Source organism: Haemophilus sp. SZY H35 (genome assembly GCF_018829705.1).
Classification (GTDB): Bacteria; Pseudomonadota; Gammaproteobacteria; order Enterobacterales; family Pasteurellaceae; genus Haemophilus; species Haemophilus haemolyticus_K.
In genome coordinates this window covers 737,544-752,715 of the sequence record NZ_JAHKJZ010000001.1, presented here as the reverse complement: position 1 = coordinate 752,715, position 15,172 = coordinate 737,544, and the positions used below count along the sequence as shown (strand labels likewise).

Genomic DNA, 15,172 nt, shown 5'->3' with positions numbered 1-15,172 from the left:
TTTTTTGATATAAAAAAAGTTCGGTCAAAAAATTTAGTGTTTTCTGACCGCACTTTGTCGTAAGTTATCTTAGTGTTAAGGGCAGGGTTTACTCACCATAATTTCAATTACTTGGCGATCGATGTGGTGCATACTCTTAGAAGCAATTGAGCATAGATTATCGATAGTGCGATCGAGATCATGCTCAACGATACCTTCATTGCCCGTAACATGGGTTTCGTCCATTGCCATAAGTACTGATTTATAGCCTGAAGCCACGCTGGTGGAGACTTTCATTGCACAGCTATTGGATGCACCATCGCAGATGATTCCGCTGATGTCACCAATCATGCTACAAATGCCCATACTTACCGTTTCAAATTTACCTGTAAGCAAATAGGCGATACCCGCACAGCTTCCCATTGATGCAGTTGTTACTGCGCAAAGGGCAGACAGTTTGGGTAATTTACTGTGGATATAGATGGCCATTAAATGTGATAAGAAGAGCGCTCGAAGGCATTTTTCTTCACTCACGTTTAAATAATCGGCGACTACAACTACTGGCATAGTAGCGGCAATCCCTTGGTTACCTGAACCAGAATTGCTCATTGCTGGCAATGTGGCTCCACCCATACGGGCATCGGAGGCTGCGGTAGTTTCAATCATGATTTTGCTGAGTAAATCATCTGACATTAAACCGCTACCAACTTGTTTACGTAACGTTCTACCAATGTGTAGGCCGTAATTTTCCCGTAATCCTTCGTTAGATAGTGCACGATTGAGCGCAGCAGCTTGTCCGATAAAGCGGATTTTATCGAGCTCAACTTCACAAGAAAATTCAAAGATTTCACGTGCACTCACCTGTTTGAAAATATCATAAGGATCGCAATCATTACATTCATCGTGTTCTTTCTCAAAAATGACCTCGCCATTTTTTTCAATCAAAATGATGTTAGTGTGTTGATCTTGAATTGCGACTTTCACGTAATCATTATCGGCAAACAATGTTGATTCTGAATATAAAATATGTTCGGTTTGATGAATATCTACACTCACTAATTTTTGTTCAAGCATAGTCTTGGCGGCAATAACTTGCTCTGGCGTGATGTGCTTTAACACTTCTAACTTACCTTCAGGGTCACCGCCCAAAGCACCAATCGCTGCGGCAATTGGTAAGCCCACCATGCCGGTTCCTGGTACTGCAACGCCTAACCCATTTTTCATTAAGTTAGGAGACACTTTGGCTTCAATGCGTTCAGGTATTTTTCCTAAATATTTAGCCGCTGTTGCTGCTGCAAGTGCCAGAGAAATAGGCTCAGTACAGCCAAGTGCGGGAACCACATCGCGTTCTACAATTTGAATTAATGGTTTTTCGATTTCGTTGAGTCTTTCTTGATTCATAAAATTCTTTTTAAATACTGTCTTCTTTCTCTATGACTAATATACGCGCTTCGCCTTGTGGATGAGCTACATGTTCGGTACCGATACTCGCATAAAAAATATCACCCGTATGGAGCAATACGGCTTTCTCTTGGCCATTTTCTTTGTAGCGCATTTCGACCGTACCATCCATCACTGCAAAGACTTCTTCACCGTCATTGATATGCCATTTGTAAGGTTTATCTGTCCAGTGAAGACGCACGGAAATACCATTCATATTGGTAATATCGAGGGCTCCCCAAGCACGTTCTGCCGTAAAGTGGCGACTTTTAATAACTTTATTCATGATTAAATTCCTTAGTGCGCTTTATCCCAATTTTGTCCAACACCCACTTCCACAATCAATGGAACGACTAATTCAGCAGCGGCTTCCATGTGTTGTTTAATTTGCTCACGGAAAAATTCTACTTTTTCTGACCGCACTTCAAACACTAATTCATCATGTACTTGCATAATCATTTCAATATCTGGATCGTGACGGATTACTTCATCAATTTTAATCATCGCTCGTTTAATAATATCTGCAGCCGTGCCTTGCATCGGTGCATTAATTGCTACACGTTCAGCCCCTTTACGACGCATTGCGTTGCTAGAATTAATATCAGGTAAATATAAACGGCGACCAAATAGCGTTTCCACATAGCCTTGTGCTTTCGCTTTTTCACGGATATCGGTCATAAATTGCTGTACGCCAGGGTAGCGTTGGAAATATAAATCCATGTATTTTTGTGCATCTGGACGGGAAATTCCCAGTTGACGTGAAAGTCCAAAGGCAGACATTCCATAAATTAAGCCGAAATTAATCGCTTTAGCATTGCGACGTTGCTCACTGGAGACTTCATCTAATGATACACCGAAAATTTCAGCAGCCGTGGATCGGTGAATATCCTTGCCCTGAGAGAAGGCGTTAATTAAACCTTGATCGCCCGAAAGATGCGCCATAATACGTAACTCGATTTGAGAATAGTCAGCGGCGACAATAGAATAACCTTCACGTGCGATAAATGCTTGTCGAATACGACGACCTTCTTCATTCCGAATTGGAATATTTTGTAGGTTTGGATCACTTGATGATAAACGCCCTGTTGCCGTGACTGCTTGATGGTAAGAAGTATGTACTCGGCCTGTTTGTGAATTGACCATTTGAGGCAGTTTATCCGTGTAAGTGGATTTGAGTTTGCTCAACCCACGATGTTCGACCAAAATTTTTGGTAATTCGTGGCTATAGGCTAATTCTTCCAATACTTCTTCATTCGTTGATGGCGCACCTTTTGGCGTTTTTTGTAAAACAGGTAGTCCAAGTTTATCGAACAAAATTTCTTGTAATTGTTTGGTGGAGGCCAAATTAAATGGCTGACCTGCTAATGCGTAAGCTTGTTCCTCAAGTGCGGTTAATCTTGCAGCAATTTCGTTAGATTGTATAAAGAGGGCATCACTATCAATCAAAACGCCTGAGCGTTCCATACGAGAAAGCACATGAAGTAATGGTAATTCCATTGTTTTATATAATTCAACAAGTGTTGGTTCTTCTTGCAGTTTCAACCACAGCGCTTGCTGTAATTTCATTGTCACATCAGCATCTTCTGCCGCGTATTCTGTGGCTTGTTCTAATGGAATTTGATTAAACGTAAGCTGACCTTTCCCTTTTCCTGCAATGCTTTCAAATGCGATAGTCTCATGCCCTAAATAACGTTTAGCTAAATCGTCCATATTATGACGACCCGTACTATTTAGCGTATAAGAAAGCAACATCGTATCAAATTCAACACCTTGTAATTCAATGCCATGACGGGCAAAAATACTTTCATCAAATTTAATATTTTGTCCAATTTTGTGAATGTCAGGATTTTCTAAAATTGGTTTGATAGCCGCAAGTGCGGTCGATTTTTCGAGTGTTTTTGGTGCATCCAAATAATCTAATTGCAATGGTAAATAAGCTGCTTCGCCATTTTCAAGACCAAAAGAGATACCTACTAAATTTGCAGACATATAATCAAGACTGTCTGTTTCAGTATCGACTGCAATGAGTTTTGCTGCATTGAGTTTTTCAATCCAGCGCGTTAAATCTGTTTGAGTGAGCAAGGTTTCATATTTTGTACGATCGATTTGAATTTTAGGCGCGTTCTCCACCGCACTATTTCCCACCGAATTTTGAGCTGGTGATGTCGCCTGATACTGGTTCATTTTCACTGGTTGTTCACCGGTTTGGGTTATGGAGTCTGCGCCATTTATCACTTCATTAAGCCAGCGTTTAAATTCGTAGCGAGCAAAATATTCAATAAGTTGATCATTTTTGCTTTCTCCAAGCAACAATTCATCTGTTGTCACGTTAAGTTCAACATCTGTTTTGATGGTTGCTAATGTATAAGAAAGATCGGCATTAGTTTTTTCTGCCAATAATTTTTCACCTAGTTTTTTCGCCCCACGAATTGGCAATTCTGCTACTTTCTCAAGATTGGCATAAATTTCAGCCATACTTCCGATACCTTGCAGTAAACCAAGAGCGGTTTTTTCGCCAACGCCAGCAACGCCCGGAATATTATCTGCACTATCGCCCATGAGTGCTAGATAATCAATAATGAGTTCAGGTGGAATACCGTATTTTTCAATCACGCCCTCGCGATCCAATAAGCTATTATTCATGGTGTTGATGAGCATAATATTGTCATCAACTAACTGTGCCATATCTTTATCGCCAGTACTAATGAGCACTTTTTTACCCAAACGCGATGCTTGTAGTGCGAGAGTGCCGATCACATCATCAGCTTCAACCCCTTCCACCACTAAAAGCGGAATCCCCAGTGCACGAATCATATCGTGCAAAGGCTGAATTTGTTTGCGCAAATCATCAGGCATTGGTGGGCGGTGAGATTTATACTGTTCAAACATTTCATCACGAAATGTTTTCCCTTTTGCATCAAAAACAACGGCTATATGAGTAGGTTGAACTTGTGAGATGAGGCTTTTTAACATATTTAACACGCCGTACATTGCACCTGTTGGCTCACCTGCGGCATTAGTTAAAGGAGGAAAGGCATGAAATGCACGATATAAATAAGAAGAACCATCCACTAGCACAAGCGGATTTGTTGCAATTTGGGCCATAAAAATCTCGTTTTAAACTGAAAAATGCTGGCATTATAGCGTAATTTATGATGATGAGCGAACGGGGGATTCAATGTAAAATTTGTGACGAACGTTTTTTGCTATGGCATAATATCAGTCACTCAAATATTTAATTTAAGGAAATCAAATGTCGTTAAAATTGGTCGAAATTTTAGTTTTGGGTCAGGTCTTGCGTTTAAACGTGCCCGTTGAACAAGAAGAATTATTGCGCCAAGCTGCGCGTAATTTAGATATATTGGTTTCCGAAATGAAGGAAAAGACAGGCCTTATTCAGCTTGATCGTGTGCTTTCGATTGTGGCGCTCAATTTGAGTTTTGAATTAACACAAGAAAAGAATAAAACACTACAAATAGAAGATGTGTTGAGAACGAAAATCCAGCAATTGGATCATTCTTTAGGAAGTGTTCGAGTATTAAAAGAATAAAATCAGTGATTAATTGTGATTTAAGTGTGGCTGAAAATTTAATGATTTTCAGCCGTTTTTTATAGCGTTAGACACGCTTGTATAGTCCATTTTCATTCAAAATTAAATCTTGTAATTCAAGATCTAGTAATTGTACGAGTAAAACATCCACGCTGAGTCCAAATTCTTCAGCTAAATCATCAATGCTCACAGGAGTGTAACCGATACGCGAGTAAAGTTTCGGGTGACTTGGTGCTTCCACTAATCGGCGAGGATCGGGTGGTGGCGTGTAATTAGGCACTGCGATCTGGTTAAAATCAATTTCAGTTTGGCTATGAATAGAATGTTGGTAGAGAGTTTCTAAAATATCTTTTGCATTTTCCACCAACATTGCGCCTTGTTTAATGAGACGATTACAACCTTGGCTAAATTCACTTTGAATATTGCCTGGCACAGCAAAAACCTCTCGGTTTTGTTCCAATGCATACCGAGCGGTAATCAGAGAGCCGCTTTTTTCCGTGGCTTCAACCACTAATGTCCCAACCGAAACCCCGCTAATAATCCTATTACGACGAGGGAAGTTTATCGCAATTGGTGCTTGGTTTGGTAAAAACTCAGAAACTAATGTACCGTTGTTTTGCAAAATGAGTTCTGAAAGTTTTCGGTGCTTTACGGGATAAATTTGTTCTAATCCGCTTCCTAAAACTGCAATGGTTTGTCCTTGAATATCAACAACTGCTTGATGGCAATGCCCATCTATTCCCAACGCAAGTCCACTGGTAATCGTAAAGCCAGCCAATGAAAGTTCCGTAGCAAAATATTTAGCCCAATATTCACCATAAGCTGTGCAGTAGCGACTTCCCACCATAGCAATTTGACGTTGTGAAAGTGCGGTTAAATTTCCTTTTACAAATAGCAGAGGAGGAAAGCTCGCTATCTGTTTCAATAGAAAGGGGTAAAAAGGGGAAAAATAATTCACCAAATGATTTCCATCTTTTTGTGACCACTCTAGCGCTGGCTCAATAAATTTTGCTTCAGGCTTGAACCAACGACGAATTTGAATGGCTCCCCATCCCATTTGTCGAAAAGCAACATCATCATAATTGAGCAACTCATCTAGCGTAATATTGGATAAAATTTTATCAATGCCCACTCCGCCAAGTTTAGGGACTTGCATTAGGCGGAGTAGCGTATAAGTAATATCGTGCATGCTTTTTCCTTTTTGATTTGAAAATTTAGTATGGAAAAAACGAGTGAAAGAAACGATTAACTCGAAAGCATTTTGCGATGCAGATCGCAAAAATTCTTTTCGATGAGTAAAAAATTGCAAAATTTTCTTATTTTGAAAATGTAAAAAATTCAATAATAAAAATTTGCTAAATGTAATCAACTTGGTTGAATATTCTTTTTATTTTAAATTTATTAGTTAAATGTATATTTTATTTTGTGTTTGAATGATTGTTTTTGATATAAAACGCTAAAAAATAGTTTGACAGCCAGTTTTTTATTCGTAATATGAAAAGCGTTTTACACAGAAGGATTTTTATTTATGTCTCGTATTGTTTCTTTATCTCTCAACCTGCTGCTCTCACATTTTGTGTGCGGCTAAGTTGTGGATGAAAAACGTCAGATGTAAATACCCAATTTTAAACCCGCACTTTATAAGCTGCGGGTTTTTTGTCTAAAAAATACAGGAAAATGCGCCGCACTTTCGGAGTGATTTAAGAAGGATATAAATTATGACAGATCGCGTTATTATTTTTGATACCACATTGCGTGATGGGGAACAGGCATTAAAAGCAAGTTTGACGGTAAAAGAGAAATTACAGATCGCTTTAGCACTTGAACGTTTAGGCGTGGATGTAATGGAAGTGGGGTTCCCCGTTTCTTCTCAAGGAGATTTTGAGTCTGTTCAAACCATTGCGCGTCATATCAAAAACTCTCGTGTTGCCGCATTATCTCGAGCTGTAGATAAAGACATTGATGCCGCATACGAGGCATTGAAAGTTGCTGAGGCATTCCGTATTCATACTTTTATTGCAAGTTCCGCATTGCACGTTGAAGCGAAATTAAAACGTTCTTTTGATGATGTGGTAGGAATGGCAGTTGCAGCAGTGAAACGCGCACGTAATTATACGGATGATGTTGAGTTTTCTTGCGAAGATGCCGGCCGTACAGGTATTGATAATATCTGCCGAATTGTAGAAGCCGCAATCAATGCAGGTGCAACTACAGTAAATATTCCCGATACAGTAGGTTTTTGTTTACCAAATGAATACGGCAACATTATTGCTCAAGTGCGCAATCGCGTGCCAAATATCGATAAAGCTGTGATTTCTGTGCATTGCCATAATGACTTAGGTATGGCAACCGCTAATTCTTTAACTGCAGTACAAAATGGTGCGCGTCAAATTGAATGTACTATCAACGGTATCGGCGAGCGCGCAGGCAATACCGCCTTGGAAGAAGTGGTGATGGCAATGAAAGTTCGCCAAGAATTTATGGGTGTAGATACTCGTATCAATACTCAAGAAATTCATCGTGTGAGTCAAATGGTTAGCCAGCTTTGCAATATGCCGATTCAGCCGAATAAAGCCATTGTGGGTTCAAATGCTTTTGCGCACTCTTCTGGCATCCATCAAGATGGTATGTTGAAAAACAAAAATACCTACGAAATCATGTCTCCAGAAACGATCGGTTTGAAAAAAGAAAAATTGAATTTAACTGCACGTTCTGGTCGCGCGGCTGTGAAAGGTCATATGACAGATATGGGCTATAACGAACAAGATTACGATTTGGATAAATTGTACGATGCCTTCTTAAAATTAGCCGATAAAAAAGGTCAAGTGTTTGATTATGATTTGGAAGCATTGGCGTTTATTGATATGCAACAAGGTGATGAAGATCGTTTAGTATTAGATAAACTTTCTGCTCATTCAACGAAAGAATATCCAGCAACAGCCTTTGTTCAATTGAAGTTGGATGGCGAGAAATTAAGTACGTCTTCAATTGGCGGTAATGGTCCTGTGGATGCGGTTTATAACGCAATCTTAAATTTGACTGGCTTAGAAATCAAAATGTCTCACTATAACTTAACCGCTAAAGGCGAGGGCGCAGAAGCATTAGGGCAAGTGGATATAGTAGTTGAACACGAAGGCCGTAAATTCCATGGTGTTGGTTTAGCGACAGACATTGTTGAATCTTCCGCACTTGCTTTAGTCCACGCGATCAATGCGATTTATCGAGCGCATAAAGTCGCCGATATTAAAAGCCATAAACATCATTAACCAAATTCCCCTCTTTACAAAAGAGAGGAGAAAATATGAAGAAAATTAACCGCACTTTAGTGTGAAAGAAATAGGAAAAATAATATGCAATCATACAATGTAGCTGTATTACCAGGCGATGGTATTGGCCCTGAAGTAATGGCGGAAGCGATTAAGGTATTAAACAAAGTTCAAGAAAAATTTGGTTTTAAACTTAACTTCAACGAGTTTTATGTAGGTGGTGCAGCCATTGATCATTGTGGTTGCCCATTACCAACAGAAACTTTAAAAGGCTGTGATGAAGCTGACGCGATTTTGTTTGGTTCTGTTGGTGGCCCTAAATGGACAAATTTACCACCTGATCAACAACCAGAACGCGGTGCATTATTACCATTGCGTAAACATTTCAAATTATTCTGCAATCTCCGCCCTGCTACCCTTTATAAAGGACTCGAAAAATTCTGTCCATTACGTGCTGATATTGCTGCGAAAGGTTTTGATATGGTGGTGGTTCGTGAATTAACAGGCGGAATTTATTTCGGTCAGCCTAAAGGCCGTGAGGGCGAAGGCGCACAAACCAAAGCATTTGATACGGAAGTGTATTACAAATATGAAATCGAGCGTATTGCTAGAGCCGCTTTTGAGGCAGCAATGAAGCGCAATAAAAAAGTCACTTCTGTGGATAAAGCGAACGTATTACAGTCTTCTATTTTATGGCGTGAAACCGTGACAGAAATTGCAAAAGAATATCCAGAAGTCACCTTAGAGCATATTTATATCGACAATGCGACCATGCAAATAATCAAAGCACCTGAGTCTTTCGATGTGCTCCTCTGCTCTAACATTTTCGGCGATATTATTTCTGATGAAGCGGCGATGATCACGGGTTCTATGGGGATGTTGCCATCCGCCAGTTTAAATGAAGACGGTTTCGGTTTATATGAACCTGCAGGCGGTTCAGCCCCTGATATTGCAGGTAAAGGCATTGCCAACCCAATCGCACAAATTCTTTCTGCCGCGATGATGTTGCGTTACAGCTTCAACTTAAACGAAGCCGCAGATGCCATTGAAAATGCGGTACAAAAAGTCTTAGCAAAAGGTTACCGTACGGGTGATTTAGCCGATGACTCTACACCTGTTTCAACTGCGGAAATGGGCACATTGATTGCTGACGCAATCTAATAAAAAACAATGAAAGTGCGGTTCAAAAATACCTCGGATTTTAACCGCACTTACCCTAACAAAAGCCTCTAACGAATTGAGAAATATTATGGCAAAAACACTTTACGAAAAATTATTTGATTCGCACATTGTGTATGAAGCAGAGGGCGAAACGCCGATTTTGTATATCAACCGTCATTTAATCCATGAAGTGACTAGTCCGCAAGCCTTTGATGGGCTACGTGTTGCGGGGCGCCAAGTGCGCCAAGTGAATAAAACTTTCGGTACCATGGATCACAGCATTTCTACTCAAGTACGCGATGTGAACAAACTTGAAGGTCAAGCTAAAATTCAAGTGTTAGAACTTGATAAAAATACCAAAGCGACGGGTATCAAATTATTTGATATGACAACGAAAGAGCAGGGAATCGTACATGTGATGGGGCCTGAGCAAGGCTTAACTTTGCCAGGTATGACTATAGTCTGCGGTGACTCCCATACAGCTACTCACGGTGCTTTCGGTGCTTTAGCATTTGGTATTGGCACTTCTGAAGTGGAACACGTATTAGCCACTCAAACACTAAAACAAGCACGTGCCAAAAGCATGAAAATTGAAGTTCGCGGCAAAGTGGCACCGGGCATTACTGCCAAAGACATTATTCTTGCCATTATCGGTAAAACCACCATGGCAGGTGGCACAGGCCATGTGGTGGAATTCTGTGGTGAAGCGATTCGTGATCTTTCTATGGAAGGCCGTATGACCGTATGTAATATGGCAATTGAAATGGGCGCGAAAGCAGGTTTAATCGCACCGGATGAAACGACTTTCGAATACTTAAAAGGTCGTCCACATGCACCAAAAGGTAAAGATTGGTATGATGCTGTTGATTATTGGAAAACCTTAAAATCTGATGACGATGCAAAATTTGATACGGTGGTAACATTAGAAGCAAAAAATATCGCACCACAAGTAACTTGGGGTACCAACCCGGGGCAGGTGATCTCTGTGAATGAAACCGTACCAAATCCGCAAGAAATGGCAGATCCTGTACAGCGTGCTTCGGCAGAAAAAGCCTTACATTATATTGGCTTAGAAGCTGGCACTAATTTAAAAGAAGTTAAAGTTGATCAAGTATTTATCGGATCTTGCACCAACTCGCGCATTGAAGATTTACGCGCAGCAGCGGCAGTGATGAAAGGTCGTAAAAAAGCCGACAATGTAAAACGGATTTTAGTGGTACCAGGTTCCGGTTTAGTGAAAGAACAAGCGGAAAAAGAAGGCTTGGATAAAATCTTTATTGAGGCAGGCGCTGAATGGCGTAACCCTGGCTGCTCAATGTGTTTAGGGATGAACGATGACCGTTTAGGCGAATGGGAACGTTGTGCTTCCACGTCAAACCGTAACTTTGAAGGTCGCCAAGGGCGTAATGGCCGCACCCACTTAGTGAGTCCTGCGATGGCAGCAGCAGCGGGAATGTTCGGTAAATTTGTTGATATTCGTGACGTAACATTAAACTAAGGAGCAGAAAATGGCAGGATTTAAACAACTTTCAGGCTTAGTAGTGCCATTGGATGTGGCAAACGTGGATACGGATGCGATTATTCCAAAACAATTTTTACAAGCTATTACCCGTGTAGGTTTCGGTAAACACTTATTCCATGAATGGCGTTATTTGGATGTAGAAGGCACCAAGCCAAACCCAGATTTTGTATTGAATTATCCACAATATCAAGGCGCGACCATTTTATTAGCGCGTAAAAACCTTGGCTGTGGTTCTTCGCGTGAACATGCACCTTGGGCATTAGCCGATTATGGTTTCAAAGTGATGATCGCACCAAGTTTTGCGGATATTTTCTATAACAATAGTTTAAACAACCACATGTTACCAATTCGTTTAAGCGAAGAGGAAGTGGAAGAAATCTTCCAGTGGGTGTGGGCAAATGAAGGCAAACAAATCCATGTGGATTTAGAAGCGATGACGGTTACTGTAGGGGATAAAGTATATCACTTTGAACTGGATGAATTCCGCCGTCATTGTTTGTTAAACGGATTGGATAATATTGGTTTAACCCTTCAACACGAAGACAAAATCTCAGAATACGAGAAAAACATCCCAGCGTTCTTGCGCTAAAAAGATAAAAGTGCGGTGATTTTTCACCGTACTTTTTGATCTAATCTAACGTTTTAATGATTCCATTATCGACTGAAAACATTTTTCTGTTTTTGACTTGCATCTCTTTTAATTGTTCTTGAGTAATGGCGGTAACAAATACTTGTGAACCGCTTTGTTGTAATCGTTCTGCCAACAATGCTCGCTTATATTGATCCAATTCTGATGCAAAATCATCGATTAAAAAAATACAATGGCGTTGCTTTTCTTTCATTAAATGCTCGCCTTGAGCCAGTCTCAATGCGCACATTAAAAGTTTAAGTTGTCCACGAGAAAGTACATCTTCCACTGGCAATCCTTGTCCTTTGAAACGAAAATCAGCTTTTTGAGGTCCAGAAAATGTGTAATTTAAGGCACGATCTCGTTCAAAATTTTGCTCAAGAACCTCTGCGTAATCTGTATTTTTTTCCCATCCTTGATGAAAGCTGACATTAATTTCTAATTCAGGGAGGAAAAGTTGGCAAGTTTGTTCGATTTCAGGGCGTAGTGCTTCTGCATATTCGGCACGCCATTGACTCACTTGATGAGCAAGTTTGGCAAGCTCGACATCCCAAACTTTAATAGCGGAGTAGGGCTGATTTTGTGCAAGGGCGGCATTTCGCTGTTTGAGTAATCGATTGAGATTGCTCCAAGCTGCATAAAAACTTGTTTGATGATGAAAAAGTCCCCAATCCAAAAATGCTCGACGATAACTTGGCCCACCATTCAATAAGGTTAAGCCTTCTGGGGTGATTAATTGCATTGGTAAAAGATGAGCAAGATCGGAAATTTTATTGCCATCTTCACCGTTAATTTTTACTAACGTGTTGCCTTGACGAAGTTTTTGTAATCCCACTGACCATTGATGTTGGCTTTCTTGTATTTGTCCAAATAAGGTAAAGTGAGGTTCGTCGTAAGAAATGATGCGATTTGTTACCGCACTTTTGAATGAGCGTCCGTGACCGAGATAAAAAATCGCTTCTAATAGGCTTGTTTTCCCGCTGCCATTGTTGCCGACCAAAAAGTTAAAGCCGGGATCAAAATCAAGATCCACGGCTGTTAAGTTACGAAATTTTTCGACCAGTAAGCGCGAAATCGCCATATTATAAACGCATTGGCATAATTACATATTCGCTACTGCTGTCTTCACAGTTTTCGATTAAGCAACTAGAAGATGCATCAGTTAGGCGCATGCGAACTTGATTGCACTTAAGCGCATTTAGCACATCAAGAATATAGGTGACATTAAAGCCGACCTCTAATTCTTCTCCATTGTAATTGACATCTACAATTTCTTCCGCTTCTTCATGTTCGGTGTTGGAGGCTGTAATTTTTAGTTGGTTTTCGCTTAAGTTTAAACGCACGCTACGCACGCGCTCATTCGATAAGATTGATGCGCGAACAAAGGCTTGTTTAAGAATTTCCCAGCTGCCTTCGACAATTTTCGTTGCATTACGAGGCAACACTCGGCGATAGTCAGGGAAACGACCATCAATTAATTTTGATGTAAATACAATGTTTTTTAGATGAATACGTAAATTGTTGGTACCGATTTGTAAACGCGCGGGTTCATCGCTTGTTTCTAATAAACGAACAAGTTCTAACACGCCTTTACGCGGTAAAATCACCGAATGATTTTGTAATTCTTGTTCAAGTGAGATAGTACACACCGCAAGTCTATGGCCATCTGTTGCCACAGTACGCAATAAATTGCCTTCTGTTTCAAACTTCATACCATTTAAGAAATAGCGGGCATCTTGGTTTGCCATGGAAAATTGAGTGGTTTCAATTAAACGGCGCAAGGTATTTTGCGGTAGTTCAAAATCTACTTCAGACTGCCAATCAGTGAGGTTAGGATATTCTTCTGCAGGTTGAGTTGTTAGTGTAAAACGGCTGCGCCCAGACTGCACTAATGCACGGTCTTCTTCAAACGTAACCGTGATTTCTGAATCATCAGATAAAGTGCGGCAAATATCTAAGAATTTTTTTGCTGGAATCGTAAAGGTGCCATTTTCAGAAGACGATGAAATCTGAGTTTGACTCGATAATTCGACTTCCAAATCTGTGCCTGTGATAGTCAATCGATTGTCTTCAATTTGCAACAACACATTGTTTAATACAGGAATGTTTGGACGACTACTCAATACGCCACATACTTGTTGCAACGGTTTTAATAAATTTTCTCTTGAAATACTAAATTGCATTGCGTTCTCCTTTTATGCGGACAAAGTGCGGATTAAATTCGCCCAATCTTCTTGAATACTATTGTCTTGTTCGCGGAATTTTGGGACTTCGCGACAAGCGTTTAATACGGTCGTGTGATCACGGTCAAATGCGCGACCGATTTCAGGCAAACTGCGGTTTGTTAATTCTTTTGCTAATGCCATGGCAATTTGACGAGGACGAGTCACCGAGCGTGCACGACTTTTTGATTTTAAATCTGAAACCTTAATTCGATAATATTCAGCCACCACTTTTTGAATATTTTCAATGGTAACCAAGCGTTCTTGCAGAGCCAAAATATCTTTTAAAGTGTCACGCACGAAATCAATATCAATGTCACCGCCTTTGAAGTCTTGCATTGCTTTCACGCGATTTAACGCTCCTTCAAGTTCACGAACATTGGTACGTAAGCGTTGAGCAATGAAGAAAGCGACTTCTTCTGGCAAGTTCATATTATGTTCTTCTGCCTTTTTCAATAAAATCGCTACACGCGTTTCAAGATCGGGTGGCTCAATGGCTGTTGTTAAGCCCCAGCCAAAACGTGATTTTAAACGTTCTTCAATTCTTTCAATTTCTTTAGGATAACGATCCGATGTTAAGATAATTTGGCGACCAGTTTCAAATAAGTTATTGAATATATGGAAGAATTCTTCTTGAGTTTTTTCTTTTTCAGCGAAGAATTGAATATCGTCCACTAAAAGCGCATCGAGAGAACGATAGAATTTTTTGAATTGATCCATTTTATTATCACGCACTGCTTTTACCATATGTTGCATAAAGTTATTTGCGTGAATATAAAGCACACGCGCATTCGGTTTATTGGCTAAAATACCGTTGCCAATCGCGTGTAATAAGTGGGTTTTCCCTAAACCTGTACCACCATATAAGAAGAATGGATTGGCTGAAGGTTCACCTGGCGCTTGAGCAAGTTTTTGACCAACTGCACGTGCGAGTTGGTTCGATTTACCTTCAACAAAGTTATCAAATAAGTGTTTAGTATTTAGATGGGATTCAAATTTTACTGAAGCACTAGATTCAGCTTGAAAATCTACCGCACTTTCTGTTTTAGGATTGCCACTTGGTGCACTTTCTACTACTTTAGGTGCAGGTTTGACCCCTTCTTTTAAAGAAATTCGAAGTTCAGGATTTTGTGCAAGTGTTTGACAAATTTGCTGGATTTGTGCGAGATAATGAGTTTCTACCCAACCTTTCACAAACATATTAGAAGCATATAGAACAATGTGGTTATCCGCCACCACATCAGCCTGTAAAGGACGAAGCCAAGTGCTAAGATCGCTGGCCGAAACTTGATCTTGAAGTTGTAACAGGCAACTTTGCCAAAGATTTGAGAGATTCACAAAAGGATCCTTGTTGTTTTTGTAATAGAGAAAAGTGCGGTAAAAATTGGCGGAGATTTTACAATA

Annotated in this window: 12 protein-coding genes; 5 read left to right on the top strand and 7 right to left on the bottom strand. The window is 40.2% G+C overall.

Going from position 1 to position 15,172, the window contains the following annotated elements:
- Positions 1 to 75: 75 nt before the first annotated feature.
- From KP710_RS03485 to polA, 3 genes are read right to left on the bottom strand one after another with little or no spacing between them, the layout of a single operon-like run.
- The gene (locus KP710_RS03485) at positions 76 to 1,380 is read right to left on the bottom strand and encodes an L-cysteine desulfidase family protein (RefSeq protein ID WP_111407092.1); all 1,305 of its coding nucleotides are present in this window, start codon (positions 1,378 to 1,380) and stop codon (positions 76 to 78) included.
- Positions 1,381 to 1,390: 10 nt separating this feature from the next.
- Entirely contained in the window at positions 1,391 to 1,705 is a 315-nt protein-coding gene (locus tag KP710_RS03480) for a cupin domain-containing protein (protein WP_048954279.1), read from the bottom strand.
- Between the two features lie 11 nt (positions 1,706 to 1,716).
- On the bottom strand, positions 1,717 to 4,524 hold the full coding sequence (polA, locus tag KP710_RS03475; RefSeq protein ID WP_048954277.1) for a DNA polymerase I: 2,808 nt from the start codon (positions 4,522 to 4,524) through the stop codon (positions 1,717 to 1,719).
- 148 nt (positions 4,525 to 4,672) lie between these two features.
- On the opposite strand from polA, the gene KP710_RS03470 reads away from it, so the two are divergent.
- A complete protein-coding gene (locus tag KP710_RS03470; protein ID WP_048954276.1) occupies positions 4,673 to 4,969 on the top strand; it encodes a cell division protein ZapA in 297 nt (98 codons plus the stop codon).
- A 67-nt stretch (positions 4,970 to 5,036) separates the two neighbouring features.
- Here the strand turns inward: KP710_RS03470 and dprA are convergent, their stop codons facing one another.
- Positions 5,037 to 6,158 carry a DNA-processing protein DprA gene (gene dprA, locus KP710_RS03465; protein WP_111407450.1) on the bottom strand — a complete coding sequence of 374 codons (1,122 nt, stop codon included), beginning with the start codon at positions 6,156 to 6,158 and terminating at the stop codon, positions 5,037 to 5,039.
- A 529-nt stretch (positions 6,159 to 6,687) separates the two neighbouring features.
- Here dprA and leuA point away from each other — a divergent pair.
- The 4 genes from leuA (at position 6,688) to leuD (ending at position 11,507) form a co-directional block, all read left to right on the top strand.
- Positions 6,688 to 8,235, top strand: coding sequence for a 2-isopropylmalate synthase (gene leuA / locus KP710_RS03460; RefSeq protein ID WP_111407093.1), 1,548 nt, complete (start codon positions 6,688 to 6,690; stop codon positions 8,233 to 8,235).
- A gap of 84 nt (positions 8,236 to 8,319) precedes the next feature.
- Positions 8,320 to 9,396 carry a 3-isopropylmalate dehydrogenase gene (leuB, locus tag KP710_RS03455; protein WP_111407094.1) on the top strand — a complete coding sequence of 359 codons (1,077 nt, stop codon included), beginning with the start codon at positions 8,320 to 8,322 and terminating at the stop codon, positions 9,394 to 9,396.
- Positions 9,397 to 9,484: 88 nt separating this feature from the next.
- Complete coding sequence (gene leuC, locus KP710_RS03450; RefSeq protein ID WP_111407095.1) at positions 9,485 to 10,894, top strand: 3-isopropylmalate dehydratase large subunit; 1,410 nt, start codon at positions 9,485 to 9,487, stop codon at positions 10,892 to 10,894.
- Positions 10,895 to 10,904: 10 nt separating this feature from the next.
- Positions 10,905 to 11,507, top strand: coding sequence for a 3-isopropylmalate dehydratase small subunit (gene leuD, locus KP710_RS03445; RefSeq protein ID WP_111407096.1), 603 nt, complete (start codon positions 10,905 to 10,907; stop codon positions 11,505 to 11,507).
- A 40-nt stretch (positions 11,508 to 11,547) separates the two neighbouring features.
- Here leuD and recF read toward each other — a convergent pair whose 3' ends face one another.
- Genes recF through dnaA form a run of 3 tightly spaced genes read right to left on the bottom strand, consistent with a single transcriptional unit; the run spans position 11,548 to position 15,106 of the window.
- A complete protein-coding gene (gene recF, locus KP710_RS03440; RefSeq protein ID WP_140450178.1) occupies positions 11,548 to 12,627 on the bottom strand; it encodes a DNA replication/repair protein RecF in 1,080 nt (359 codons plus the stop codon).
- Position 12,628: 1 nt separating this feature from the next.
- Positions 12,629 to 13,729, bottom strand: coding sequence for a DNA polymerase III subunit beta (gene dnaN / locus KP710_RS03435; RefSeq protein WP_140450179.1), 1,101 nt, complete (start codon positions 13,727 to 13,729; stop codon positions 12,629 to 12,631).
- Positions 13,730 to 13,741: 12 nt separating this feature from the next.
- The gene (dnaA, locus tag KP710_RS03430) at positions 13,742 to 15,106 is read right to left on the bottom strand and encodes a chromosomal replication initiator protein DnaA (RefSeq protein WP_140450180.1); all 1,365 of its coding nucleotides are present in this window, start codon (positions 15,104 to 15,106) and stop codon (positions 13,742 to 13,744) included.
- Between the last annotated feature and the right edge of the window lie 66 nt (positions 15,107 to 15,172).

Coding starts and splice junctions, on each gene's coding strand:
- dprA (WP_111407450.1), bottom strand. CDS start 6,158: ATGCACGATATTACTTATACGCTACTCCGCCTAATGCAAGTCCCTAAA.
- recF (WP_140450178.1), bottom strand. CDS start 12,627: ATGGCGATTTCGCGCTTACTGGTCGAAAAATTTCGTAACTTAACAGCC.
- leuA (WP_111407093.1), top strand. CDS start 6,688: ATGACAGATCGCGTTATTATTTTTGATACCACATTGCGTGATGGGGAA.
- KP710_RS03485 (WP_111407092.1), bottom strand. CDS start 1,380: ATGAATCAAGAAAGACTCAACGAAATCGAAAAACCATTAATTCAAATT.
- dnaN (WP_140450179.1), bottom strand. CDS start 13,729: ATGCAATTTAGTATTTCAAGAGAAAATTTATTAAAACCGTTGCAACAA.
- polA (WP_048954277.1), bottom strand. CDS start 4,524: ATGGCCCAAATTGCAACAAATCCGCTTGTGCTAGTGGATGGTTCTTCT.
- leuC (WP_111407095.1), top strand. CDS start 9,485: ATGGCAAAAACACTTTACGAAAAATTATTTGATTCGCACATTGTGTAT.
- leuD (WP_111407096.1), top strand. CDS start 10,905: ATGGCAGGATTTAAACAACTTTCAGGCTTAGTAGTGCCATTGGATGTG.
- KP710_RS03470 (WP_048954276.1), top strand. CDS start 4,673: ATGTCGTTAAAATTGGTCGAAATTTTAGTTTTGGGTCAGGTCTTGCGT.
- KP710_RS03480 (WP_048954279.1), bottom strand. CDS start 1,705: ATGAATAAAGTTATTAAAAGTCGCCACTTTACGGCAGAACGTGCTTGG.
- leuB (WP_111407094.1), top strand. CDS start 8,320: ATGCAATCATACAATGTAGCTGTATTACCAGGCGATGGTATTGGCCCT.